Below are 25,432 nucleotides of genomic sequence, written 5' to 3'. Positions count from 1 at the left end.
AACTGCAACGGTTCCCGGCCTTCCCGTTTTTTTCGACCGCGTCTGACGATGAGCAAACCAGCTCAGGCATTGTGGCAAGAAGGAGGACCGGATGCTGGTCTATGGTGATGTCGAACACATCGAGAGCGCAGCAGCAGTGCGCGCATCGATTTCAAGAATGATGATGGCCTGCATCGAAATGCAGCCTAGCCGGCAGCGCCACGAAACCCTGGTTCGAGCGTTCATTCTGACTGGAGAATTGGTTCAGGGACTGGCTGATCAGGAATTCGGGAAAATAGGCGCGGACGATCTGTCCGAGCTTCAGGACGCGGGCGCGAAACTTCTGCGAATGCAGGCACGGGAGATCATGCAATCGTGGCGAAACGGATTTGCCGGCAGTTTGTCCTTTCCAGAGGATTGGACAGCCAAACTCGCATCACTCACCAGCGCCGATCCGGTGCGGATGAAGCGTGCAGAGGGCTACGCCTTTTATGCTTTGTATCCCGAGAGCTATATCGAGGCGGCGTCGATCTCGAATTTGACGCCTAATACAGTCGTCATCGGGATACGAAGCATCGGGACCGGACTCGCGGCCCTGGTTTCCGCAGCCTTGGGTGCCGGGCCTGCCTATTCGCTGCGGCCAACTGGCCACCCCTTCGAGCGGCACGTGCGCGTCACACCGGCTTTGTCCCGGCGCATGCTTGCAGACCCTGAAACCGATTTTGCCATTGTCGATGAAGGGCCGGGTCTATCCGGGAGTTCGTTCGGCTGCGTAGGTGACTGGTTGCAGGCTAACGGTGTGGCGCATGATCGGCTTCATTTTTTCCCGAGCCACACAGGTGAGCCGGGCCCGCATGCAAGCGAGACGCATCGGACCCGTTGGCGAGATCGGCCACGCCATGTCGTCAGCTTCGACGATCTTATCCTCAGGGCTCGGAACCCAAGACATCGTCTGCATACATGGGCCGCCGATGTTGTCGGAGTTACCCAATCGTCCTGGCGCGACCTGTCCGGTGGCGCATGGCGCGGGGTTCGGTATCGCGATCCTTCACATTGGCCGCCGAGCTACATGCAGATGGAAAAACGGAAGTTCCTAATGGAAGGCGAAAGGGGTGCTTGGCAGGTCAAGTTTGCCGGGCTTTGCGGGAGTGACGTGGAGAAGGCAAGAAGAGGCTCTTTGCTGAGCGAAGCCGGCTTCATTCCAAAGATTGTCGGCACCTGTTACGGATTTATCATCGACGAATGGCTGGATGGAACGCCTCTCGGCCATAGCGGTGCAAGCAGGCGCGACATCGTCGATCACCTCGGGCGTTATCTAGGTTTTCGTGCCCGTCACCTGCCGGCACGAAACGGCGGAGCCTCGATCCAGAAGCTTTCCGAAATGGCTATTTTCAATATTGCGGAAGCGGCGGGATCGGACACAGCAGAAAAATTGAGGCGCATGATAGGCACGCCCGAGCGCCTGTCCGGACGATTGCGACGGGTCGATACCGACAACCGGCTTCACCCATGGGAATGGCTGACCACCACCAGCGGGCGCATCATGAAGACGGACGCACTCGACCATAATGCGGCCCATGATCTGATTGGGTGCCAGGACATTGCCTGGGACGTCGTGGGTGCTTGCGTGGAATTCGAACTCTCGAGCAAGGAGCGCGACCGTCTGGCCTATATCGTCGGGGGGAAGGGGGCTGCGATTTGCGCGACGATGTGCTCAAGCTTTTTGAGGCATGTTATCTCGGTTTTCAGATAGGTCTGTGGTCGCAGGCCAGGGTCAGTGTCGATGGTGCCGAGACGGAGCGGATTGAAAGCACCATCAAACGTTACCTGGACCGCCTGCCTCAATTGATCCGACCCTGACTTCGGGAAGCGGTCTGATCGGGAATTTGTCAGCAAAGTGACGGAGGCGGTTCCGCCATCGGGTGGCGTGTTCCACGTTCCACGAGATAGACCTCCCGTTCCGGATTAGCACGAATGACAAACCCAGCGCTTCTCAGCATCGCTTCGACAGCCGCCTTATTCGGAATGAACCAGTTGGATGGATCGCCGGCGTAACGTTCTTCCACGAAATAGACTTTCGGAAAGCCGCGCTGCTCGAAGATTGCCGTGTTGAAGAAGTCGTAATTTTCGCCAAGCGCCGGGACTTCCTCTTCACCCCGCTGCATGCATTGAAACAGCATCTGGCCGCCGACAACATGCTCATGCAGCAGGTCAAGTGCCAGCAGCGGATGCCGCAGGTGATAAAGGACGCCCATGAAAAGGACGAGGTCAAATCTCTCCCTGAGTTTTTCCACCTCGTACACGGACATCAGCTTGAACTCGATATCCTCACCTGTCTGTCTGGCTGCGAACTCGGCTTGCCTGAGATAATGCGGGTCGGAATCGATTCCCACGACCCGCCCGGCATTTCTTCTTTTCATTTCAAGCGAGTAGAACCCTGCGTTGCAGCCGATGTCCAGAACGCTGCACCCCCGGAGATCTTCAGGCACAACCTGCTGAAAGTGGGCCCATTTGAAGGACGGGTAGTCGCCAAGGAAATGATCCGGCGCGGTCTGAATCCCTCTAATTCGCAGATTGTGAAACCATGGCCTCAGGGCTGCGATGTCGCTTTCCAGTCGAGCCTTCTCGTTCATTCCGTACTCCGATCCGCAACGTCGATCATTCCTTCGACTGCGCCGACGAGTTGTGTGTTCGGTTACGTTTGAATTTTCTAATTGCCGAGCGTATCTGCTCGACGGAGCGGGGGCCGATCCCTGCGAGCTGCAGGAGTTCAGCGTTCTTCATGTCTACCAATTGGCTCATTCGGTGAATTCCACTTCTGGCGAGAGAACGGGCGATCCATCCAGGCAGACAGGTGGTCAATAAGAGATCTTCGGTATCTCCCCGTCCAATCTTCGTCCGCTTTTGAGATACCTGCGGCATGTTCAGCTTTAGCCGGGTTCGTCAGATTGTGGTCGAACCCTCTCGATGGTTTTCGGTTCCCGCTGGAGAAGAAAAATCCGGCAATCGTGTGCGAAATTCTCCATTGTCGGTCCACTTGAAACGCCCGGGAACCAACGCCCGCGATGAGCAGGTGTTCTCTATTCTTCTCTCGGGCATTGGGACACGAAGGAAGGAGGCCGGCGTTTTCGCCTGAAATCGCGACGGCGCCAAGACTCTCGCCGAACGCGGGGCGAAGCTGCGACCTTTATCGTTGCGCACTCACGGTGAGCCAGCGAGTTGGCTTGCCGTCGTATCCGCCGCCGTCGCTTTCCTCGACGGCGAGGTTGCGCCAGTCGCCCGCCGTCAGAAGCGTAGAGAGCCAATCGGCGGAGGGATAGTTGTAATAGCGCCCGAAGCCGTCGTGACCTTCGGCTTCTCCCGCCTTGAAGCTTGCGTGGAGGATGCCGTCGGTTCTGAGCGTGCGACGGATGCGGGCGAAGACGTCAGGCAGGTCCGACCTCGGAACATGGAGAAGGCTTGCCTCGGCCCAGACGCCGTCGAAAGCGGCTTCGGCGTTGAGATCTTCGAATAGCATGACCTTAACTTGCCTACCGATCCGCGCCTCGGCCTGTTTTGCGAGTTCAGGCGAGCCGTCGGTTGGCGTCACGTTGAAGCCTTGAGAGAGCATGTAGGCGCTGTCTTGGCCGCCGCCGCAGCCAAGTTCGAGAATAGCGGCGCCGGGCGCAAGTCGGGCAAGAAAAGCGTCGAGCTTCTGTTTCGGCAGGCTGCGCGCGCGGCTGGCGTATATCTCTGCGTTATTGTCATAGAAGGCGGAGGTGCTGTCATGGGGCATGTGGTGCGGCCGGTCCGGATCTTCGGTTAGATTGGAGATGTCTTTCGGCAAGCCGGTCGGCACCGATGATGTCGATGACGAGGATGCCGTCAGGTATTTCCCTGTAGAAGGCGACGTGGCGCATGTGGAGGAGGCGGCGAAGCCCGTTGCCGAGGTCGTCGCACTCGTCGCCCATGGAGGGCACGCGCGATAGAAGTATGAAAATCCGGTCCCAGTCGAGAAGATAGGCGTCCGCCTGCGATTCGCCAAAATGCAGGCTGGCATATTGGTCAATGCCTGACAGCACGGCGTCGGCCGTCCGGGTCAGCCTATAGGTGGTTGTCACGCAGCTTCGCCTTCGTTTCCAACAGGATCTCGGGAATGCGCCGGTCGCTGATGCCGCTCTCCTCGGCCTGCCTCAGCAGGTCACGCAGTTCCTCGTCGTCAAGTTTGCGATGGTTCTGGTCTTTAAGGACGAGCTCGGCCAGGAACGCGCCGGCGCTGCTATATCTGCCGCTTGCGACACGGCGCGCGACATATTCCGCCAGATTATCCGGAAGCGCGATCGTCAGTTTCGCCATTGAATTCGGTGCCGCCCGCTCATGCCGGTTTCAACTGTCCCTGATGTCGGATTACCATCTCCCACATCGTGATAGAACTGTTGTCCTTTCTCGTCGAGCGCTTGGGTCACATTCGAGATAGTCTTTTTATCGGTGGAGGACGCACCGGAGATCCGAAAAAGGCGCCGGATTTCGGTCGATGATCGAACGCTTTCACTGCGATGGCTATTTCGGTTACCGATAGTTTCGAATACAAGGCGCGGAACTTGTCACTGTGACAAGAAAATAGGTCAGTAATGTTGACATAAAATACGCGGCGTGATGTGCTGGCGGCAATAGAAAATACGAGGAAACCCCATGCTGAACTGGGAAACCATGTTTGCGTCGCGCTCATCGCGCATGCGCGCATCCGAGATCCGTGAGCTTCTGAAGCTTCTCGACCGGCCTGACATCATTTCGTTCGCCGGCGGCATTCCGGATCCGGCGCTGTTTCCGGATCAGGAATTCAAGCAGGCCTATGCCGATATCTTCGCAGGTGCCGCCGTCAATTCGGCGCTGCAATATTCGGTCAGCGAAGGTTACAAGCCGTTGCGCGAATGGCTGGTCAAGCAGATGGCCGCGCTCGGCATTCCGTGCGAGCTCGACAATGTCTTCATCGTCTCCGGCTCGCAGCAGGGGCTTGATTATCTCGGCAAGCTCTTTCTGTCGCCGAATGATACCGCGCTCGTGACATGGCCGACCTATCTCGGCGCGCTGCAGGCCTTCAACGCCTATGAGCCGGCCTATGACCAGCTGACGCCGAGCGGCAACCGGACGCCCGAATCCTACCGGGTGGCGGCTGCGGCTGCCGGCGGCAAGGTGAAGTTCGCCTATCTCTCCGCCGACTTCTCCAATCCGACCGGCGAAACCGTCGATCTCGCCGGCCGCAAGCGGGTGCTGGCGCTTGCCGAAGAGCTCGACATCGCTGTGATCGAGGACGCCGCCTATCAGTCGCTGCGTTTCGACGGCGATCCGATCCCGCCGATTCTGGCGCTGGAGATCGCCGAGAAGGGCCATATCAACGATACGCGTACGATCTATTGCGGCAGCTTCTCCAAGACGCTCGCGCCCGGTCTTCGCGTCGGCTTCATCGTCGCCAATGCGCCCGTCATCCGCAAGCTGGTGCTGATGAAGCAGGCGGCCGACCTGCATTCCTCGACGATCAATCAGATCGCGATCACCCATGTCGCCGAGCGCGGCTTCGATGCACAGGTCGCCAAGATCAAGGCCGCCTACAGCCATCGCCGCGACTGCATGCTGGCGGCGCTCCAGAAATATATGCCGAAGGGCACCAGTTGGACGAAGCCGGAAGGCGGCATGTTCATCTGGATCACTCTGCCGGAAGGCATGGACGGCGCCAAGCTTCTGGCGAAATCGCTCGAAACCGCCAAGGTCGCCTTCGTTCCCGGCAAGGCCTTCTTCGCCGACGGCTCCGGTGCCAACACCTTCCGTGTCAGCTTCTCCTGCGCCAACGAGCAGATGATCGAGGACGGCATTGGTCGGCTGGGCAAGCTGATTTTGGATGAGATTGGCGGGTGATTGCTTAGAGATGAGGAAACGCAGCGGCGTTTACCGCCCGTCCTCATTCCTGTGCTTGTCACAGGAATCCAGCCACGTCGCGTCCGCGTCGTGATTAACTATTACTCGTGAAAGCCTCTCTCGTGCCCAAGGACCTGGGCACCCTGGATTCCTGTGACGAGCACAGGAATGAGGGAGGTGAGGGAAGTGCTTCCATCTTCTCCAAAGGGAGGCATAGGCGGTCTATCCTCCCGTTGCCACGGTAAACAGCCAGGCAGAACCCCAATCAAAAGATCGTCGTCCAACCCTCGTTGGCCGTCTCGCTCTTGCCGTAGCCGACGCGGTCGGCGACTGCTCCGTCGGTGTTGAGCAGGATGATGTCGCCGCCGCGGTTGGCGAGCTGCGGGCCGCCGGCTTCGGCGTCGAGCGCAAAGGTGCGGATCTCGCCTGCGGCAAGCCTTCCAGACAGCGTCTGCGTCCGGCCGTTTTCGTCCTTCAACTTCCAGCCGTCGAGCGATACAGATATATCGGAGCGGTTGATGATCGTCACCGTCTCATTCTCGATGCCGCCTTCGCCGTTCACCGGGTTGATCAGCGCGGCGATGATGCGCAGCGACGAGGCGACGATCGGCTGCGGCCGGCGCGTGCCTTCGCCGCGACCCTGACCGCCGCGGTTTTCCGAAACCGGATGACCGGTCTCCGCATCGGTGTTCCAGTTCTGCGACTGGAAGCAGAGGAAGATCGCCGCCCATTCGTCGGTATCGGTAAAGTGGACGAGCAGCGCCCCGTCCTGGTTCGGGCCATTGGTGGCCTTGAAGCTGCCGCCGTCACCCTGGTTCATGTGGATGTCGTGGATACCGTTGCCCGGCTCGAAATCGAAATATTGGTCGGGCTTGTTGTGCTCCGGTCCCCAGGCTTCGCCGAAGGCGTAGAAATGGATATCGGGATTGGCAATGCCTTCCTCGACGATCGGCTCGATGAATTCGCGCAGATCGTTCTTCGGGCCGGAGAGCTGGAAGGGTGCGACGTCCATGTCCTCGCGCTCGATCAGGCCGCCGCGAACATAGTCGATCGCGAGCTCCGGACGGTCCTTGCGGATGTCGGTCAGGCCCATCGGCAGGGTTTCGAGCGCCTCCGTCAGCGCCCCGTGCTTGAAATCGACGATGTTGGCATAGAGCAGGTCGTGGGGCGATTGCTTGGAGCGGACGTTGACCGCAATGCGGTAGCTGACGCCATTCGCCTCGATGCGAATCTCGATATGCGGATCGTTGTCGTCATCGAGGGCGAGTGCGCTCGCCGTACCTTTCAGGACCTTGTAATTCTTCAGCATGGCGACCCTCCTGGCGATGCGGGATCTCACGCTAGCACGGTGAAGGTGCATCTTTTGTGACGTGTCACTTTCACCGCGCAATGCCGTTCTCGCGTCCGGGTCCTATTGCTGGAGATGCGGGCCGAAAAGCTCGAGGTCGGCTTCGCTCAATCGGTCGCTTGCCGTGTTCAGCTGGTGCCAATAGGGATAAATCACCGGCGGCAGGCTGACGGCGTCGAGGCGCTTGCGTTCCTCCTCGGTGAGTTTCAGCTCGGCGGAGGCAATATTGTCGCGGAATTGGGCTTCGGTGCGCCCGCCGATGATGACCGAGGTGACCGCCTTGCGGCCGATCAGCCAGGCAAGGGCCACTTGCGCGGCCGAGACGCCGCGCTCTTCACCAATCGCCACGAGCGTCTCGACGATGCTCCAGAGGCGGTTTTCGTCGCGGATCGGCGGTTCGGTCCAGCCGGCGAACTGGCGCGTGCCTTCGGGCGCGGCCTGGTTGCGGCGGTGTTTGCCGGAAAGCAGGCCGCCGGCGAGTGGGCTCCAGACCAGCACGCCGAGACCCTGGTCGATCGAGATCGGCAGCAGTTCGTATTCGGCATCGCGCGCTTCCAGCGTGTAATGGATCTGCTGGCTTACGAAGCGCTGGTAGCGGTGCTCGTTGGCAATGCCGAGCGCCTTCATGATGTGCCAGCCGGAATAGTTCGAGCAGCCGACATAACGCACCTTGCCGTGCCGGATCAGGGTATCAAGCGCCTCCATCGTCTCTTCGAGAGGCGTCTGGCCGTCCCATTCATGCACCTGGTAAAGGTCGATGACATCGGTCTTCAGGCGCTTCAGGCTCGCCTCGCATTCGCGGATCAGGTGGTAGCGCGACAGGCCGCGGTCGTTCGGGCCTTCGCCCATGCCGAAGCGGGCCTTGGTGGCGAGCAGCACGCCCTGCGGCCGCTTTCCCGCGAGGGCCTCGCCGATGATTTTTTCGCATTCGCCTGAGGAATAGACGTTGGCGGTGTCGATCAGGTTGACGCCGGCGTCGATACAGATGTCGATCATCTTCTTCGCCTCGGCGACGCCGAGATCGCCGACCATCTTCGCCCAGCCGACGCCGCCGAAAGTCATCGTGCCCATGGTCACAGTCGAAATCTTCAGGCCGGAACGGCCGAGCAGACGATATTCCATTGAAACTCCTCCTTCATTGAAACGGGATCGACGTACCTCAACGCGATAGAATCACAATGGCGGCGTGTTCACGCCTGCGTGAGGGGCGGCGAGATTGCGGGCGCCCTAGGCTAAGATCAATTGCGCGGGGCTGGGGCGCGGCAGATCGTACAATATGTGATCGGCTTGTCGACGGAAATCGTTCCGGCGTGGGGGCGGCCCGGCGGGTGGAGCCTCGCGTCAGCTCTCGTCCATGTTCTTCTTGTGAATGTTGTCGCGGAGCGACGCGATCGTATCGCGGATTTTGTTCACGGTTTCGGCGTCGAGTCCGACGGCCTTGCCGATGCAGTCGAACACATGGCCGGCACGGCTCTTGAGGGCCTGTCCCTTCTTCGTCAGGCGCAGAAGCACCTGGCGCTCATCGGCAGGGTTTCGGTTGCGGGTGACGAGGCCGACATTTTCCAGCCGCTTCAGCAGCGGGGTGAGGGTGCTGGAATCGAGGAAAAGCGTCTCGCCGAGATCCTTCACCGTGCGATCGTCACGCGCCCACAGAGCTGTCATGACGAGGAATTGCGGATAGGTGAGATCCAATTCGTCGAGCAGGGGACGGTAAAGCTGGTTGAAGGCGTGGCCGGCCGAATAGATTGAAAAGCAAAGCATTTCATCGATCTGTGGCACGGCGGCGAGATCATTCGATATGGTGTCTTTCATCACGCTCTCCTTTGGCTTCAATATAATTTGTGCGCGATCTGTTTGCAAGCTATTGACGCGTCGGAAGGGATGGCCTAGATAAATCGTGTACAAAGAAATTGCCTACAAATTAAATGACAAACTTAAGAGCCGAAAAGCACGTCAACCCCGCTTCGGCTCCTCTGACACTCAACCGACGAAAGGAAATGACCAATGTTCAAGTTTGCTGCTGCCGTCGCCCTGGCGGGCGCTCTGTTCTCCGGTGCTGCCGTTGCCCAGCCGGCCAAGCCGACCGTCGTCCTCGTCCATGGCGCCTTTGCCGATTCGTCCAGCTGGAACGGCGTCGTTGAAATCCTGCGCAAGGACGGCTTCCCGGTCGTGGCCGCCGCCAATCCGCTGCGCAGCGTTGCCAATGACGCTGCCTATGTCTCCGACGTCGTCGGCAGCATTGCCGGCCCCGTGGTCCTCGTCGGCCATTCCTATGGAGGCCAGGTGATCTCGACCGCCGCCAACGGCCATGACAATGTCAAGTCGCTCGTCTATGTCGCGGCCTTCGCGCCGGAGGCCGGGGAATCGGTTGCCGATCTCGCCGGCAAGTTTCCGGGCGGTACGCTGAGCGGTGCGCTGGCAGCCCCGGTAAAGCTTAGCACCGGCGGCGTTGATCTCTATATCGACCAGGCAAAGTTCCATGATCAGTTCGCCAGCGACGTGCCGGCCGAACAGGCGGCGCTGATGGCGGCCGGCCAGCGCCCGGTCACCGAGGCCGCGCTGACCGACAAATCTGGCGAGCCGGCCTGGAAGAAGCTGCCGTCGTGGTTCGTCTACGGCACCGGCGACAAGAACATCCCGGCCGCAGCTCTTGGCTTCATGGCCGAGCGGGCAGGGTCCAAGCGGACCGTCGTCGTCGATGGCGCCTCCCACGTCGTGATGGTGTCGCATCCTGACAAGGTCGCCGAACTGATCGAAGAGGCTGCGAAGTAACATTCGATCCAAGGACCACGGCGCGAGTGAGCCGTGGTCCGACAGCTGCAAGTCCATCATGGGCTTGAAAAGACCGCAGGCGTGCTCGCAGAATGCGCGTATGCTCAGAACCTCGGCCGACAAGCTCAAAGATCACATTCATGGTCGTCTCCTTTCGCGAAGCGAGGGGCCAGCCTGGAAGAACCTGCTTGTGCATCTCCTGTCGCATAGCGGGCGGGAGGAGGGGCTGATCGTTCCCGCCGTTGCCGAGCCGCTGCTGGTCTTGATCGTTTCAGGCTCGGCCGTCATAGAAGAGCGCGAATTCGCCGGTGAGTGGCAGGCTGCCCGAGCCGATGTCGGCGATTTCTACCTGACCAATTCGGCGACGCCCTATGAGATGCGCTGGACCTCCATTTCAGCCGAACCGTTCCGCGTGATGCATGTCTATCTCGGCCTGCCGCTGATCGAGGCGGCGGCCGCGGAAGTCCTGCACGCCAGCCACACCAGGCTTTGCCTGCGCGACGTATCGGCCGGGCGCGACCCCTTGATCATCCATCTGCTGCAACTGATCCTCAGCGAATTGACGGAGGCAAGCGAGCCGAGCGAGATTTTCGTGCAGGGGGTCGCCCAGGCGCTGGCCGTCCATCTCGTGCGTTCCTACGCGGATGCGGATCAGCCGCCGCGGCGCCGGGTTGGCATTCCGGCGTTCAAGCTTCGCAGGGTGACGGATCTGATGGCACGCGGGATTGCCGAAGCCTTCAGCCTGGAAGCGCTTGCGGCCGAAGCCGGGCTCAGCCCGTTCCATTTCAGTCGGGTCTTCAAACAGTCGACGGGTTATTCACCCTCAGAATATTTTATCCGCATGCGGATGGACGAGGCGCGAAGGCTGCTTCGGGAAACCGACCGGAGCATCATCGAGATCGGCCTCGACGTCGGCTATTCCAGCCCCAGCCATTTCGCCACCGTCTTCCGCAAGGCCGTCGGCATGACGCCCTCGGAATATCGCGACGGCTGAAGATTGCCGCAAGATCGCGACATCGGCCGCAAAGGCCCGAGCGCGAAGGCCGGTCGCTTTTCCTAGATTGTTTTCCGTCAACAGCGGTCGGCTCCGCATTTGGGGCGGCCATATGAAAGGGAAGCAAACATGTCTATTGATGGTAAAGTTGCTCTTGTCACCGGCGCGTCGAGCGGCATCGGCGCTGCCACCGCGCTGAAGCTTGCAAAGGCAGGCGCCAAGCTCGGACTCGCCGCCCGCCGGCTCGACCGGCTTTCTGCACTGCAGCAGCAGATTGCCGATCATGGCGGCCAGGCCGTCGCTCTCGAGATGGACGTTGTTGATCAGGCCTCAGTCACGGCCGGCGCTGAAAAGCTTGCAGAAGCCTTCGGCTCGATCGACATCCTCTTCAACAATGCCGGCCTGATGCCGATCTCGGATCTGGAGGTGCTGAAAACCGAGGAGTGGCATCGCATGGTCGATGTCAACATCAAGGGATTGTTGAACACGACTGCCGCGGTTCTGCCCATGATGATCAGGCAGAAGGGCGGGCATATCGTCAACACCTCGTCGATCGCCGGAAGGAAGGTCTTCCCGGGTCTTGCCGTCTATTGCGCCACCAAACATGCGGTGACGGCGATCTCGGAGGGCATGCGTCTCGAGCTTTCCAAGAAACATAATATCCGCGTGACCTGCATCCAGCCGGGCGCGGTTGAATCGGAACTCTTCGAACATATTTCCGACGGCAATTATCGTGGCCAGATGGAAGCGCTCAAGGAGCAGATGGAATTCCTGAAGGCCGACGATATCGCCGAGACGGTGCTCTTCGCGCTGCAGGCGCCGGCCCGCATGGATATAGCAGAGCTCTTCGTGATGCCGACGCAGCAGCCCTGGTGACATGGGCGGCGGAGCGTGCTGCCGCCTGTCACATCTCTGTCAACGACCCCTAATATGGGAGGGGTGACGCAATCCCGAGGACCCTCCCATGAAGACGATCGTTTCCGCCGCTGCCCTTCTTGCCGCGAGCCTGCTTGCCGTTCCGGCTTTTGCCGCAAACCTCGTGCTCTACACCAGCCAGCCGAATGAAGACGCGCAGGCGACGGTCGATGGCTTCATGGCCGCCAATCCCGATATCAAGGTCGACTGGGTGCGCGACGGCACGCCGAAGATCATCGCCAAGCTGCAGGCCGAGATCCAGGCTGGTAACCCGGTCGCCGATCTTCTCCTGATCGCTGACATGGTAACGCTGGAGCGTCTGAAGGAAGAGCGCAAGCTGCTTGCCTATAAGTCGCCGGAAGCTGCGCAATACGACGCCCGTCTCTATGATGCCGACGGTTATTATTATTCCACCAAGCTGATCACCACCGGCATCATGTACAACACCTCAGCTGCGATGAAGCCGACGAGCTGGAAGGACCTGACCAAGCCGGAGGCCAAGGGCCTAGTCACCATGCCGAGCCCGCTCGCTTCGGGCGCGGCGCTCATCCACGCGCAGACGCTTGCCGCCGTTCCCGGCCTCGGCTGGGACTATTACAAGGCGCTCGCGGAAAACGGCGCGATCGCTGCCGGCGGCAACGGTGCCGTGCTGAAGTCGGTCGCCTTGGGTGAGAAGGCCTACGGCATGGTCGTCGACTATCTGCCGATCCGCGAGAAGGCCAAGGGGGCGCCGGTCGAGTTCGTCTTCCCGAGCGAAGGCGTTTCGGCCGTCACCGAGCCGGTCGGCATCCTCGCCAGCAGCAAGAATGCCGAGGCCGCCAAGAAGTTCGTCGATTACGTGCTCTCTGAAAAGGGCCAGGAAGGCTTCCTCAAGCTCGGCTACATCCCGGCCCGCAACGGCATGAAGCTGCCGGAAGGTTTCCCGGCGCGGGATACCATCAAGGTTCTGCCGATCAAGGCGGCCGAAGCCCTGAAGAATACCGACCAGGATCTGAAGACCTTCTCGGGCATCTACGGCTCGAACTGATCTCTTCATGCCAGGCTATGTTAGATCAGGGAACAGCCAGCCCGCCTGGCTGTTTCCTTTTATCGTCATTACCGTTTTCGTCCTCAGCGTGCTGCCGCTCGCCCGCCTTGCCATGGCAGGGATCGCGGCATTTGCCAGCGGCGGCGTCATCGATGTGTTTGCGGATCCGGCGCTCTGGCAGGCCACCTATTACACCCTCGTCACATCCGTTCTCGGCACGATCGTCTCGCTTCTGATCGGCTGCCTCTTCGCCTTCCTGCTGACGCTGACGGATATCCCGGCGAAGGGCGTACTCAGCTTCTTCTTCGTGCTGCCGATGATGATACCGCCGCAAGTGACGGCGCTCGCCTGGGTGCAGATGTCGGGGCCGTCGAGCCCACTGCTGAAGGCACTCGCGATCGCTCCGCCGCTCGGCGCGCCGCAGCCGCTCTATTCGGTCGGCGGCATCGCGCTGCTCTATGGCGTGCAGCATGCGCCTCTCGTCTATCTGGCGCTCAGGGCCGGGCTGATGACGCTGCCGCGCGACGGCGTGGAAGCCGCAAGGCTTTCCGGCGCCTCGAGTCTCAGGGTGTTCCGCGACATCATCCTCCCGCTGTCGCTGCCGGGCATCATCGCCGGGGCGGCGATCTCCTTCGTCTCTTGCACCGGCAATTTCGGCATCCCTGCTATTCTCGGCATCCCGGCCTCGATCTTCACGCTGCCGACGCTCATCTTCACCAAATTCTCAGCCTTCACCAGCCGCACTTTCGGCGATGTCGCCGTACTCTCAGCCATCATTGCGCTGATCTCGGTCGCAGGGCTGATGATCCAGGACCGGGCGCTCAGAGGCCGCGACTATCGCGTCATCGGCCTGTCGGGGGCAAGTGCCGCCTTCGAGCTCGGCCCCTGGCGCTTCCTTGCGGCGCCGCTCCTCTGGGCGATCCTGTTCTTCATGCTCGCCGCACCCTTCTTCGCGCTTGTCGCCGGCGCGCTGGTGCCGGCCTATGGTGTGCCGCTCACCTTCAAGACCATGTCGCTGCATGCCTTCGAGGAAATCCTGTTTCGGCAGGCGGTGACTCGGACGGCCTTCATCAACTCGCTCTCGCTTGCCGGCGGTGCCGCGCTTGGTCTCCTTCTGCTGACGGTGCTTGCTGCCTATGAGCTGACGCGACGGAGAGATACCGTCTCTCGCATCGTCGCCAGCCTGATCGAGATACCCTATTCACTGCCGGGTATCGTCGTGGCGGTTGCCTTCATTCTGGTCTTCGCAGCACCGATCCCCGTCCTTAACGTCTCGCTCTACGGGACGATCTGGATCATCCTGATCGCCTATTTCTCCTCCTTCTTCGCCGTCAGCCTGAAACCCGTCGTCAGCGCCTTCCACCAGCTCGATCCGGCGCTGGAGGAGGCGGCGCGGCTTTCGGGCGCCGGCTTCTTCCGCAGGCTTTTCGACATCGTCGTACCGCTGATTGCGCCCGCAGCCGGCGCTTCCGTCATCCTCGTCTTTCTGATCGCCTGCAATGAGCTGACGATCTCCGCGCTGCTCTGGTCGGCCGGAACCCAGACGCTCGGCGTCGCCATCTATAATCTCGACGACAGCGGCAGCTCCGACCTTGCCTCGGCGCTCTCGGTGCTCATCGTCCTTATGGTGATCGCCATGATGCTGCTATTGGAGCTGCTGGCGAAACGCCTGCCGAAAGGGGTGGTGCCATGGCGAAGCTGATCCTCAACCGGGTGGCCAAGGATTTCGGCACCGGTCGCGCCGCCGTCAGCGATTTCTCGCTCGATGTGCGCGAGGGCGGCTTCCTGGCGCTGCTCGGGCCTTCCGGCTGCGGCAAGACAACGGTGCTGCGCATGATCGCCGGCTTCGAGACGCCCTCCGACGGCTCCATCCATCTCGGCGAGCGGTTGCTTGCCGATGCCGCTCAGTCGCTGCCGCCGGAGAAGCGCAAGATGGCGATGGTCTTCCAGTCCTACGCGCTCTGGCCGCATATGAGCGTCGCCGACAATGTCGGCTATCCCCTGAAGGTGCGCGGCATTTCGGGCGCGGCTTACCGGGCTAAGGTCGGCGAGGCGCTCGCTACCGTGCGGCTCGCCGATTACGCTGCACGCCGGCCGGCCGATCTCTCCGGCGGCCAGCGCCAGCGCGTGGCGCTCGCCCGCTGCCTGGTGACATCGCCCGACGTCGTGCTGCTCGACGAACCGCTCGCCAATCTCGACCGTCACCTGAAACAGGAGATGGAGGAGACCTTCCGCGAGTTCCACCAGCGCTCCGGCGCGACGATGATCTATGTCACCCACGACCAGAGCGAGGCGATGGCGCTGGCGACCGACGTCGCCGTCATGTCCGAGGGGCGGCTGCTGCAGGTGGCGCCGCCAGCCGAGATCTATGCGAGGCCGGAAGGGCGCATCGTCGGCGGGCTGATCGGGCGCGGCGCGATCCTGACGCTGCCGGTGATAGGTGGCGAACGCCAGTTGGAGTGGGACGAGCTGCAGGATGCGCTTCAAGCCGCCAATACCGATGGTGCCGATATTCTCGTGCGGCCGGAGGATGTGATCATCGGCGGCGAGGGGGCGCTCGCGACCGTCGAATCCGTGCTTTTCGAGGGCGAGCGCTACGCCGTCAAACTGACGCTCGGCAACGGCCAGACGCTGCGCGCCTACAGCCGCGTCGTGGTCGAGACTGGTGAAGCCGTGCGCGTCGTCATCCGTGCCGGATGGCGGCTTTGATGGAATTGGCGCGAGCTCTTTATCGTAGAGATAGCAGCATTGAAGCCTTACGACTCGTCAAGTAAGAGCATGCCTTTGTCAGTCCAGCGATCACCCAGAGGAGTTGACTCAACGAGCCCGTAAGCAGCTAGAACTTCGATCGCCAGTTCACCGGCATGCATTCCCTTGTGGTTCAGATAGCCATTGTGATCGCTTATGTATTGTTCGCACATCCACGCCAGTGCGCCGAGGATTTCTTTCTCTTGGGTGTCATGATTATTGCGGCTCCGAGTACGCAGAATACTTAAATAATATTAGACGTTATATGACCTCATTGATCTCCGCCACACCCCTTTCGAGCCGACGCGTGATAGTCCAGCACGGCGGTTGTCCGCAATTTTCTTGGTCCCGCCACCTTTTCCTGCGGTAATTGCCGGATATGGTACTGGCCGCAACCGGACCTTTGCCATGTCGCTTCGCCTCGCCACCTTCAACGTCGAAAATCTGCTGACCCGTTTCGATTTCACCGGCTTCCGCAACCAGCTGCGCCAGGATCGCGTCATCAAGCTTTTCGAGGTAAACAGCGAGGGCGTCTATCAACAGCTCGAGCAGGCGCGGGTGATCGCCGCCACCGATGATACAAGGCAGATGACGGCGCTCGCGATCGCGGATGCCGACGCCGATATTCTCTGCCTGCAGGAAATCGACAACATGGCCGCCCTCCAGGCGTTCGAATACGGCTATCTCTTCCGCATGGTCGGTAACGGCTACCGCCAGAAATTCCTGGTCGAGGGTAATGACAGCCGCGGCATCGATGTCGCCGTCCTGATGCGCGAGGAAACGCGCGACGGCCAGAAGATCGAGCTCAGGGATATAAGAAGCCATGCGATGACGACCTATCGCGATTTCGATCTCTTCGACGAGGAACTGGCGCTTACCAACCGCATCGACGACAAGATCTTCAAGCGCGATTGCCTGGAGCTCGATCTGCTGATCGGCGGCCGGCCGCTCTCGCTCTATGTCGTGCATTTCAAATCGATGGGCAATCCGCGCGACGGGTTGGACGGGCGCCTGTCGACCATGCCGCTCCGCCGCGCCGAAGCGCGCGCCGTGCGCCGCATCATCGAGGACCGCTTCGGGGCCGGCCATACGGCCTCGAAGAGCTTCGCCATCTGCGGCGACATGAACGATTATCAGGAACGGGTCGACGTCATCGGTCGCCGCGGTACCGACTACCGGTTTGAGCATCGGGACGAGGGCGAAAGCGCACTTGATGTCTTCAGCCATGACGGATTTGCGGAAAACGTCGTACGCCGTCGTCAGCCCCTCGATCGCTGGACGCTCTATCACGCGCGCGGGCCGCAGGAGCAGCATCTCTGCCAGCTCGATTATATCTGGCTTTCGCCGGCTCTTGCCGCGCATAGTGCCGGCCGCCTGCCTCAGATCATCCGCAACGGCCAACCCTACCGCACCATCTTCCCGCCGGGGCAGGAGGTGGAGCGTTATCCCCGTACCGGCTGGGACCGGCCGAAGGCCTCCGACCATTGCCCCGTCGTCATGACACTGGATCTCCCATGAAAACGAATTTGAACATAAATTTTCCAAGCAGTGATTTTTCAGATGATTTCGCCGGGTGGCCGCCGGAAGCTACGGTCTTCCCGATCGCCGGCGTGGATCTCCGCGTCCTGCCCGGCACCCATCCCTTCGTCGCCGCCGAGGAAACGGCGATCCGTGAGAACTGGGTGAGGGAGACCACCGCCAACCCCGCGCTCTTCGACGGGCGCCTGATCTTCCTGGAGCGGCTATCATTCGGCGAGGAGGGGATTTCAGGTGAGGGCTACGTCACGCCCTTTTCCGCCTTCATGTACTGGCGCCGGCAGCCCCAGCGCCAAGGCGGACTGCATATCTTCGCCTATCCGGTGCTCGAAAGTTCCGACGGCGCGCTGGTGGCGATCCGAATGGGTGCGCACACCGCCAATCCTGGCCAGGTCTATTTTGCCGCGGGCTCGCTGGAGCCTGAGGATGTCGTTGACGGGCGCTGCGACATCGAGGCCAACATGCGCCGCGAGGTTCTCGAGGAGACCGGCCTCGATCTTTCCGATTCCGTGGCGGGGCAGGGCCTCTTCGCCAGCCACGCCAGGCGTACCGTGACGCTGCTCAGGCTGTTCCGCTTCGACCTTACGGCCGACGAGATTGTCGAGCGGATCGAAGCCCACATGCTGGTTGCTGAAGACAAGGAAATCGCGGGTGCGGTGGCGATCCGTTCGGCCGATCGTGACGCCTATCCCTATAACATCTCCATGCTGCCGGTGATTGACTGGTATTTCGGAAAGAGTGGCGCATAGGGCACAATCGGAGGCCGGCGACGCACCTTCGAGGCCGCTTTCGGCGCGTCAGGATTAGGTCGCAGAGGTCGCGCCTTTTTCCAATACGTTATCCTGAGGGGCTTCAAGTGTTGGCGCGGCATTCTCCACCGCTCCTCATCCTGAGAGCGCGCGCGGCCGATGGCCGGAGCGCCGAAGGGCAGGCCTTAACGTGGCTTTTTGAATCCCGCCGGCGCCGCGAAAACGAAATCGATTTTCATTAACGATCCCGCACAAATTGCGGACTGCCGACCTCTCCTGTCGGAGATGGGTTGTTCTTACCCGAGTTAGCGCCTTGCACTCGGTCGCTTGGTCGGGCAGGTTGGCGGCGCGAGGATCGATTCAAGGAGGCCGATGTGGCGCGAAGCTACAGCGTCTATGACGTGTTCACCGATCGAAAGCTTGCGGGCAACCCGCTGGCGGTGATCTTCGACGGCGAAAATCTCAGCGACGAAGCAATGCAGGCGATTACCCGGGAGATCAATCTCTCCGAGACGGTTTTCGTGCAGCCTTCAACCAATCCCGCCTATGCGGCGAAACTCAGAATCTTTACGCCGGGCCGCGAGCTGCCCTTTGCCGGCCATCCCACAGTCGGCACCGCCGTGGCGCTGGCCGAGCGGGCTCACGGCGCAGCGGCGCTCGATCTGGTTATGGTGCTTGAGGAAAATGTCGGGCCGGTGCGGTGCGCGGTGCGGCTTCGCGAGGGCGAGGCCAGTTTTGCCGAATTTGACCTGCCGCGTAAATCACAGCAGGCCGTCATGCCGCTGGACAAGCTCGGCATCGCGGATGCGCTGTCGTTGAAGGTCACCGAAATCGGCTTCGAAAATCACGTCCCTTCGGTCTGGAGCGCCGGCGTTCCGTTTCTGCTCATCCCAGTGCACGATGTCGGCACGGCGCAGCGGGTAGACTTCGATCCGCAGCTTTGGGAAAAGATCGTGCCTTTCGTCGACGGCGCGCTTGCCTCGGCCTACGTCTATTGCCGTGGCGGGGTCAACCACGTGGCGAAGTTTCATGCGCGCATGTTCGCCAGCGGCATGGGCATTGTCGAGGATCCGGCCACTGGCTCCGCGGCCGCCGCACTCTCGGGCGCTATCCGCCATTTTGACCGGCTGACGGACGGGCACCACCCGATCATGATCGAGCAGGGCGTCGAGATGGGCCGCCCGTCGTTCATCCACCTGCATATCGACGTCGAAGGCGGGGCAATTTCCAACGCGCGGATCGGCGGCCAGGCGGTGCGGCTGGCGAGCGGCACACTCGACCTCTAATTTGATGTGGGAGTGCATCTGGCAGGACGCGCTATCGCTTTGAATAGGCGCATAATCCCTCCGGAAATCGGTTCCGATTCGCCGGATTACATGCCGCATTTCGCGCTTGCGGAAAAAATTTGAGATTAGCCAAAGAATTTTCGCCAATACGCTGGACAAGCTAGCCGATCCTGTTTATACGCCCCGTCACACCGCGCAGCCAAGCGCGAACGGGTGATTAGCTCAGTTGGTAGAGCAGCTGACTCTTAATCAGCGGGTCGTAGGTTCGAGCCCTACATCACCCACCATTCTCCTTGATAGAATTCGCCTATTTGAATTCAGATCGGATTTCCGGTTTGATGGAATCGTTCCCGAAACGATATGCCGTGATCGACACTCGCCGCACTGATGGCTTGCGCTATCTCCCTTCTTGAAGCCGGAGCTTTCCATGAAAAGTGTCATCTTCGCCGTTGCCTTGTTGCTTCCGTCGGCGGCGTTTGCTGGCGGGGCAATAGAAATCAAGGCGAGCGCACACAGCTGCGGCGAGATTGCCCAGATTATCCGTCAAAGTAAGAAGGCCTTTGTTCGCGTCGGCTTTGGCGGGCGCAGCTTTCGCTATCCGCCCACGCAGTGCAGCCGGGGCGACAAGCGCAGCACGGCGAGCTTTCGTGATGCGGAGGGGAGGCAGTGTGTCCTTGACTACGCCTGCGTCTACGACCCAGCCTCGCTTTATAATTTCCCCTGACACCGCGACAGCTGTCTTGACTCTTTGGGATGCGGGAACAAAATACGAACGAGCTCGCTTGAATGCAGAGGCTATTTCTAGGGAAACATCATGGCAGAGCAGCTCGCTTTCAGTGAGACCGAAGTAGCAGCCAACCGGCTGCATCCGGACGGGGATCTGGCTGCTGTCCTGCGAGCGCAAAATCGCGCGCTCGCGGCAATCCGCAAAGAGCGTCCCCTACAATGAAGCACCAGAAGGGCATCGACCTTGTCCGGCCTGGCGCGGACACCGGCTACACAGTCAACGAAGGCAGCCGACGAGGGTCTTCAAGATCGGCCTCCACCAAACAGGGGGGCGCAGCCACGCTTCCGTATGCCGGTGGTCGGCTGACATTGGCCGAGTTCAACAAGGAGGACAGCCTCGGTGGAAGGTGCGCGGCATGCCGTCACGTAGGCTGGATCGACCAATCGGAGCTCGCGCGACGGTTCGGCACCGGTGTGATGATCGGCGTACTGACGCCAAGGCTGCGGTGCGCGTCGTGCGGCAATAAGGGTAACAACAGTTGGGTTGCGGATAGGCTTGGAGTCGCATAACTCGGCACCACACGTTGAGGCGATGGTCGTTTTTCAATCCAGCGGCTAAGAATTGCTGCTCGGCGTGGTTTGGATTCGCTACTGGCTGTCTCGGCCGGCCGCCCAACTTCAGCCCTCCCATTCAGGAGTTGTCCATGAAAAAACTCGTTGTGGCCGTCGTGCTATCGTTCCCGTCTGTAGCCTTTGCCGCCGAGACGGTGGAAGTCAATGCCAGGGACCACAGCTGCACGGAACTCAGACGCGTCATTCAGCAGGACAAGCGGGTATTCGTCCGCATGGGCTTCGGCGGCCGCAGCTTTCGCTATCCGCCGGCAAGGTGCAATCTGGGGGACAAATACGACACCGCGCGGGTGAGAGATGCAGACGGCAAGATCTGCCTCCTCGACTATGAGTGCGTCTACGATCCTCAGTCCTTTTACAACAGAATTCCCAATTAGCCTTTGCGCTAAGCATCGCCCGGCTAGTGGAGCCCGCCATGTGCGGATCTCTGGCCCGTGCCGCGATACTTGCATGATGGAGCGCGATTCCGGCGGCTGCTATAACACCTGCGGCAACGAAGACCGCTGTCCCTCAGGGTCCGACAGCAAGAAGAGCAATAATGGCGGGTAGTCGGACTATTTGGACGTCGGTGACGAGAACAAGAAAAAAGGCCGGGCGAAACTCGCACCGACCTTCCTCGATCTGTCTCGATGACGGCTGCCAGTACATCCGTGGTCAGCCATCAGAGACAAATTTAATAATCCTTAAATAAGTGCCGATTGCTCTTCTTCAAGAGCCGGCCGTCGAAAAGAAGCTGGTGCCGGACGCGTCGCTCTAAGAACCATGTCGCCCAGCCAAAGTGTCCTTGATCCATAGATCCTCCTTGGCGTGTCCTGCCGGATACGCCAAGGAGGCATCTAGCGCAGCTTCTTTCGACCGGCAGCGGTTACTGCTGGGCAGGAGCGGCCGGCGGTGTGGCCGGTGCAGGTGCCGGAGCAGGCGTTGCACTGTTATCGGTCGGAGCGATCGGCTTGGCCGGGGCCGGCTCGGTCTGGGTCGTGGAGGCTGTCGTATCCGGCGAAGTGCCGGGGGTGCTGCTCCACTGCGAATAGGCGAATGCAGCAACAGCGATCACGGCCAATGCAGCAACCCAGACGACCCACGTATTGCTATTGCGCGTAGTCGGAGTGGTGCGCAGGTCCAGGTTCGGGTTCAGCGGGCGGTTCGGATCGTTGGCATTATTGGGGTCGTACGTCATGGTACTTTCTCCTCTTTCGGTGTGAGAGAAATGGACGAGTTGGACTTTTGTTCCATTATGGGGCCGAAGCGTTTGTATTGACGGGGTTTTTGCCGCCCGGCGGTTTCCACCGAGCTCGAAACAAGAGCGTTCGGTGGGGATATTGAGCAACGAGACAGGTGTTGGCGGCTGTAGATGCAAGGAGCAGCGCGATGGCGCGTGCTCTGAGGTTCTGCCCGTTTCGATTGCGGTTTTCAGGTTGAACCTTGAAAAAGGCGAAGATGATGGGCGATGACGCGCCACGGCTGGATTCGAGTGGATGAGGGGAGGAGACGTGGTGCCAAGAAGCCCCATTGCCGGGGTGGCCGGTGTCCCGTCGAGGACGAGAGGTATTTTGCCGGCGGCGGCACGGTCGTCACACAGGCATCATGGCCACGGACGCAGGGACAACCGTCGTGCAAGCATCTTCCTTGACAGGAGGGGATCGGTTTGCCAATGCTTTGGCTCTGGGGTTGCGATCACCCCACGAGGCGGCATGCTGAAGAATCGCGTCCGGTACAACCGATCAACGGAGGGACGCGTCATGCCGTCATTTCTAGAAATATCTCCCGATATGCTCAGCCGCCTCATCGGAACACGCGGTACGCCCTGCATCATCGACGTCCGCACGGACGAGGATTGCAGCGAGGCTCAATCTCGGGCCGGAGGCGCTCGGTCTGCTTGCCGTTTCGCTCGGCCTCTCCAGGATGTATTCCGACGATCGGAGCAGCTCGAGGCAGGCATGATTCTCCATGACGCCTTATTCCGCTGGTGCCGCGAGGCGACCGAGGAAAACCACAACTGGCCCATTCCGAAGAAGAGGGCATGAGATGGTCGAGATGACAGGAAACGCGCCCACCAGTGAAAAGGCGGAGAAACACGCAGGTTCAGAGCATCATCACGGCGTCTCGTTCGGCGAGGCTTTCCGGGTCTGGCTGCGGATCGCGGCCTTGAGCTTCGGCGGCCCGGCCGGTCAGATTGCGGTTATGCACCGGATCATCGTCGACGAGAAGCGATGGATCGGCGAGCATCGCTTCCTGCACGCGCTGAACTATTGCATGCTGCTTCCCGGTCCCGAGGCGCAGCAGCTAGCCATCTATATCGGCTGGCTGATGCACCGCACACTGGGCGGCCTGGTTGCCGGCATTCTGTTCGTGCTGCCGGGATTTCTTTCGATCCTCGGTCTCAGTTACATCTATGCGGCCTATGGCAACGTCGCCATCATTGCCGGCTTGTTCTTCGGCCTGAAGGCGGCGGTGCTTGCCGTCGTCGTACAGGCTGTCATCCGAATCGGCGGGCGGGCATTGAGGAACAAGGTCATGATCGCGATTGCGGCCGCGGCCTTCGTTGCCATCTTCTTTCTTCATGTGCCGTTCCCGCTGATCGTACTCTCAGCCGGTATCGTCGGCTTTTTCGGCGGCAGATTCGAGCTTGCCGCCTTCAGAACCGGAGGAGGGCACGGGGCGGGCGGCGGGCCAGTGCTGTCGGATGCCGACTCGGCGCTGGGCGAGGATATTCCGGCTCATGCTCGCCCGAATCTCCCCTGGTCATTGCGTATGTCGGCCATCCTGCTTGCCCTCTGGCTCATTCCTGTCGTTGCACTCTACGCAGCCCTTGGAGCAGACAGTGTCTTCACCGAGATCTCCCTGTTCTTCAGCAAGATGGCTGTCGTGACGTTCGGCGGAGCCTATGCCGTCCTTGCCTATGTCGCGCAGGAAGCCGTGCAGCATTTCGGCTGGCTGAGACCTGGGGAGATGCTTGATGGTCTCGGCATGGCCGAAACGACACCGGGGCCGTTGATCATGGTAGTCCAGTTCGTCGGCTTCATGGGCGCCTACCGCGATCCCGGATCGCTGGATCCTATGCTCGCCGCCACGCTTGCGGCCGTACTGACGACATGGGTGACCTTCGTGCCCTGTTTTCTCTGGATCTTTCTCGGCGCGCCGTTCATCGAAAAACTACGCGGCAATGTCGCTCTGGCAGGTGCGATGTCGGCGATAACGGCGGCCGTGGTTGGGGTCATTCTCAACCTGGCAATCTGGTTCGGCCTGCACACGCTGTTCGCCGAGGTCGCCGTCATTCGCCTTGGGGGGCTGTGGCTCGACATTCCCGTACTGCAGTCGGCCGTGCCGGCGGCAATGGCGCTGTCAATTGCCGCCGCCATCGCGATCTTCCGATTCAGGGCCTCCGTCATTGCGACCCTGCTTAGCTGCGCTGCTGTCGGAATGCTCTGGACGTTGGCAATGAATTGATCAGGCCTCTGCTCCCTCGGCGGGGACGCGCGTCGCAAGCATCTTGTCGATGCGCATGCCGTCCATGTCCATCACCTCGAAGCGCCAGCCTTCGAACAGGAAGGTTTCGCCTGCTTCGGGGATATGCTGGAGTTGATGCAGTGCAAAGCCAGCGAGGGTATGGAAATCGGCGTCAGGTCGATCCTTGAGGCCCAGACGCTCGAAGGCATCGAAGGCTGGCATCATCGCGTCGATCAGCAGCGAACCGTCTTCCCGAACGACGATGTCGGGCTCCTCGTCGGCGCCCGGCAGATCGCCGGCGATAGCTTCGAGCAGGTCGGTCTGGGTGACGATGCCCTCGAGACTGCCATATTCGTCGACGACGATGGCGAGGCGCACGGGGGACGCCTTGAAGCTGTCGATGACGCGAACCACCTTCGTACCCTCGTGCAGCACCAGAGGCTGCTTGATCACCTCCAGCGGTCTGACCTTGCCGCCGTCGAGGACTTGGTCGAGAAGATCCTTCTTCAATACCATGCCGATCGGCTCGTCGATCGAGCCGCGGGCGACCAGCAGCTGTTCATGGCTGCATTCTCGGATCGTCTTCAGGATCTCCGCCTCGCTGTCGTCTGCATCGAACCATTCGATGTCGAGACGGGGCGTCATGATGTCGGAGATTGGCCTCTCGCCGATGTTGAATACCCGCTCGACGAGCTGCTGCTGCACCTGGTTCAGAAGACCGGCCTCCTGGCTCTCGGCGACCAGGAGCTTCAGCTCCTGCGGTGAGTGGAACGAGGATTCACCGGCTCCCGCACGAAGCCCGACGGCTTTGAGTACCAGATTGCCGAGGCCGTTCAGTGTGAAGATTGCCGGTTTGAACAGCACGAGGAAAAGGCCGAGCGGACGCACGACGGCAAGCGAGGTGGCTTCGCAGCGCTGAAGAGCCAGGCTCTTGGGAGCGAGTTCGCCAAGCACGATATGCAGCGCGGTGATGATGACGAAGGCGATGACGATGGCGACCGTATGCGCCCCGGTCGTCGCCCACGGCTCGGGCAGCCAAGAGAGCAGCGGTTCTATCAGGTGGGCAAGTGCGGGCTCGCCGACCCAGCCCAGCGCCAGTGAGGAGATGGTAATGCCGAGCTGGGTGGCGGCGAGATTGGAGTCGAGATTGTCAACGGCGCGCTGAAGGGCCGAGGCGTTCATGCGCCCTGCCGTGACGAGCTCGGCGACACGGCTGCGCCTCATCGACACGAGTGCGAATTCGGCGGCGACGAAGAAGCCATTGGCGGCGACGAGAAAGAATACGGCTAATATCCCGACATAGTCGAGGAGCCCGCCCGCGGATTCGGACATGTTGTGCCTACCTCTGAATTGACGCGAGTCCGAAACTACACGCTCGCACAA

At 60.8% G+C, this 25,432-nt stretch carries 25 protein-coding genes, 1 tRNA gene and 1 pseudogene; 17 read left to right on the top strand and 10 right to left on the bottom strand.

Annotation, left to right across the window (positions count from 1 at the left end; genetic code table 11):
- The first annotated feature begins 91 nt into the window (after positions 1-91).
- Complete coding sequence (locus J2J98_RS13785) at positions 92-1,732, top strand: hypothetical protein (protein ID WP_246569373.1); 1,641 nt, start codon at positions 92-94, stop codon at positions 1,730-1,732.
- A 136-nt stretch (positions 1,733-1,868) separates the two neighbouring features.
- Here the strand turns inward: J2J98_RS13785 and J2J98_RS13780 are convergent, their stop codons facing one another.
- From J2J98_RS13780 to J2J98_RS13760, 5 genes are all read right to left on the bottom strand, one after another.
- Entirely contained in the window at positions 1,869-2,612 is a 744-nt protein-coding gene (locus tag J2J98_RS13780) for a TIGR04290 family methyltransferase (protein WP_207601346.1), read from the bottom strand.
- Positions 2,613-2,637: 25 nt separating this feature from the next.
- A complete protein-coding gene (locus tag J2J98_RS30860) occupies positions 2,638-2,763 on the bottom strand; it encodes a hypothetical protein (RefSeq protein WP_425504998.1) in 126 nt (41 codons plus the stop codon).
- A gap of 403 nt (positions 2,764-3,166) precedes the next feature.
- Positions 3,167-3,754, bottom strand: coding sequence for a class I SAM-dependent methyltransferase (locus J2J98_RS13770; protein ID WP_207601345.1), 588 nt, complete (start codon positions 3,752-3,754; stop codon positions 3,167-3,169).
- A complete protein-coding gene (locus J2J98_RS13765) occupies positions 3,744-4,079 on the bottom strand; it encodes a type II toxin-antitoxin system RelE/ParE family toxin (RefSeq protein ID WP_064705491.1) in 336 nt (111 codons plus the stop codon). The genes J2J98_RS13770 and J2J98_RS13765 overlap by 11 nt, the downstream gene beginning before the upstream one ends.
- A complete protein-coding gene (locus tag J2J98_RS13760) occupies positions 4,063-4,314 on the bottom strand; it encodes a ribbon-helix-helix domain-containing protein (RefSeq protein ID WP_064711598.1) in 252 nt (83 codons plus the stop codon). The genes J2J98_RS13765 and J2J98_RS13760 overlap by 17 nt, the downstream gene beginning before the upstream one ends.
- A gap of 336 nt (positions 4,315-4,650) precedes the next feature.
- Here J2J98_RS13760 and J2J98_RS13755 point away from each other — a divergent pair, with 336 nt between their 5' ends.
- Entirely contained in the window at positions 4,651-5,871 is a 1,221-nt protein-coding gene (locus J2J98_RS13755; protein WP_207601344.1) for an aminotransferase-like domain-containing protein, read from the top strand.
- Positions 5,872-6,136: 265 nt separating this feature from the next.
- Here J2J98_RS13755 and J2J98_RS13750 read toward each other — a convergent pair whose 3' ends face one another.
- The 3 genes from J2J98_RS13750 to J2J98_RS13740 form a co-directional block, all read right to left on the bottom strand.
- Positions 6,137-7,180, bottom strand: coding sequence for a DUF2278 family protein (locus J2J98_RS13750; RefSeq protein WP_207601343.1), 1,044 nt, complete (start codon positions 7,178-7,180; stop codon positions 6,137-6,139).
- A 102-nt stretch (positions 7,181-7,282) separates the two neighbouring features.
- Positions 7,283-8,341, bottom strand: a complete 1,059-nt coding sequence (locus J2J98_RS13745; RefSeq protein ID WP_207601342.1) for an aldo/keto reductase — start codon at positions 8,339-8,341, stop codon at positions 7,283-7,285.
- Between the two features lie 219 nt (positions 8,342-8,560).
- Positions 8,561-9,031 (bottom strand): MarR family winged helix-turn-helix transcriptional regulator, encoded by a 471-nt coding sequence (locus J2J98_RS13740; protein WP_138393236.1) that lies wholly within the window; start codon positions 9,029-9,031, stop codon positions 8,561-8,563.
- A gap of 192 nt (positions 9,032-9,223) precedes the next feature.
- Here J2J98_RS13740 and J2J98_RS13735 point away from each other — a divergent pair, with 192 nt between their 5' ends.
- From J2J98_RS13735 to J2J98_RS13680, 13 genes are all read left to right on the top strand, one after another.
- Positions 9,224-9,991, top strand: coding sequence for an alpha/beta fold hydrolase (locus tag J2J98_RS13735; RefSeq protein ID WP_064694585.1), 768 nt, complete (start codon positions 9,224-9,226; stop codon positions 9,989-9,991).
- A gap of 100 nt (positions 9,992-10,091) precedes the next feature.
- Positions 10,092-10,985: a helix-turn-helix domain-containing protein gene (locus tag J2J98_RS13730; protein ID WP_207601341.1), complete on the top strand. Its 894-nt coding sequence runs from the start codon at positions 10,092-10,094 to the stop codon at positions 10,983-10,985.
- Positions 10,986-11,114: 129 nt separating this feature from the next.
- Entirely contained in the window at positions 11,115-11,861 is a 747-nt protein-coding gene (locus J2J98_RS13725; protein ID WP_207601340.1) for an SDR family oxidoreductase, read from the top strand.
- 88 nt (positions 11,862-11,949) lie between these two features.
- Entirely contained in the window at positions 11,950-12,927 is a 978-nt protein-coding gene (locus J2J98_RS13720; RefSeq protein ID WP_138393239.1) for an ABC transporter substrate-binding protein, read from the top strand.
- Between the two features lie 7 nt (positions 12,928-12,934).
- Positions 12,935-14,629 (top strand): ABC transporter permease, encoded by a 1,695-nt coding sequence (locus tag J2J98_RS13715; protein ID WP_207601339.1) that lies wholly within the window; start codon positions 12,935-12,937, stop codon positions 14,627-14,629.
- Positions 14,617-15,636, top strand: coding sequence for an ABC transporter ATP-binding protein (locus J2J98_RS13710; protein WP_207601338.1), 1,020 nt, complete (start codon positions 14,617-14,619; stop codon positions 15,634-15,636). The genes J2J98_RS13715 and J2J98_RS13710 overlap by 13 nt, the downstream gene beginning before the upstream one ends.
- A 447-nt stretch (positions 15,637-16,083) precedes the next feature.
- Positions 16,084-17,193 carry an endonuclease/exonuclease/phosphatase family protein gene (locus tag J2J98_RS13705; RefSeq protein ID WP_207601337.1) on the top strand — a complete coding sequence of 370 codons (1,110 nt, stop codon included), beginning with the start codon at positions 16,084-16,086 and terminating at the stop codon, positions 17,191-17,193.
- On the top strand, positions 17,190-17,960 hold the full coding sequence (locus tag J2J98_RS13700; protein WP_207601336.1) for an NUDIX hydrolase: 771 nt from the start codon (positions 17,190-17,192) through the stop codon (positions 17,958-17,960). The genes J2J98_RS13705 and J2J98_RS13700 overlap by 4 nt, the downstream gene beginning before the upstream one ends.
- 374 nt (positions 17,961-18,334) lie before the next feature.
- On the top strand, positions 18,335-19,246 hold the full coding sequence (locus tag J2J98_RS13695) for a PhzF family phenazine biosynthesis protein (protein WP_207601335.1): 912 nt from the start codon (positions 18,335-18,337) through the stop codon (positions 19,244-19,246).
- A gap of 211 nt (positions 19,247-19,457) precedes the next feature.
- Positions 19,458-19,533: transfer RNA gene (locus J2J98_RS13690), tRNA-Lys, on the top strand.
- Positions 19,534-19,673: 140 nt separating this feature from the next.
- Complete coding sequence (locus J2J98_RS13685; RefSeq protein ID WP_207601334.1) at positions 19,674-19,970, top strand: hypothetical protein; 297 nt, start codon at positions 19,674-19,676, stop codon at positions 19,968-19,970.
- A gap of 90 nt (positions 19,971-20,060) precedes the next feature.
- Complete coding sequence (locus J2J98_RS30680) at positions 20,061-20,195, top strand: hypothetical protein (RefSeq protein ID WP_259664909.1); 135 nt, start codon at positions 20,061-20,063, stop codon at positions 20,193-20,195.
- Positions 20,196-20,676: 481 nt separating this feature from the next.
- Positions 20,677-20,979: a hypothetical protein gene (locus tag J2J98_RS13680; protein ID WP_207601333.1), complete on the top strand. Its 303-nt coding sequence runs from the start codon at positions 20,677-20,679 to the stop codon at positions 20,977-20,979.
- Positions 20,980-21,467: 488 nt separating this feature from the next.
- Here J2J98_RS13680 and J2J98_RS13675 read toward each other — a convergent pair whose 3' ends face one another.
- A complete protein-coding gene (locus J2J98_RS13675) occupies positions 21,468-21,779 on the bottom strand; it encodes a hypothetical protein (protein WP_207601332.1) in 312 nt (103 codons plus the stop codon).
- A gap of 647 nt (positions 21,780-22,426) precedes the next feature.
- Here J2J98_RS13675 and J2J98_RS13670 point away from each other — a divergent pair.
- Positions 22,427-22,626, top strand: a pseudogene (locus J2J98_RS13670) (chromate resistance protein ChrB domain-containing protein); the annotation flags it as partial.
- Between the two features lies 1 nt (position 22,627).
- Positions 22,628-24,049 (top strand): chromate efflux transporter, encoded by a 1,422-nt coding sequence (gene chrA / locus J2J98_RS13665; protein ID WP_207601331.1) that lies wholly within the window; start codon positions 22,628-22,630, stop codon positions 24,047-24,049.
- On the opposite strand, the gene J2J98_RS13660 is transcribed toward chrA, so the two are convergent.
- The gene (locus J2J98_RS13660; protein WP_207601330.1) at positions 24,050-25,381 is read right to left on the bottom strand and encodes a hemolysin family protein; all 1,332 of its coding nucleotides are present in this window, start codon (positions 25,379-25,381) and stop codon (positions 24,050-24,052) included.
- Between the last annotated feature and the right edge of the window lie 51 nt (positions 25,382-25,432).

Source organism: Rhizobium bangladeshense, from assembly GCF_017357245.1.
Lineage (GTDB): Bacteria > Pseudomonadota > Alphaproteobacteria > Rhizobiales > Rhizobiaceae > Rhizobium > Rhizobium bangladeshense.
The sequence above is the reverse complement of the archived record's forward strand: the minus strand, read 5'-3'. Positions and strand labels throughout refer to the sequence as shown.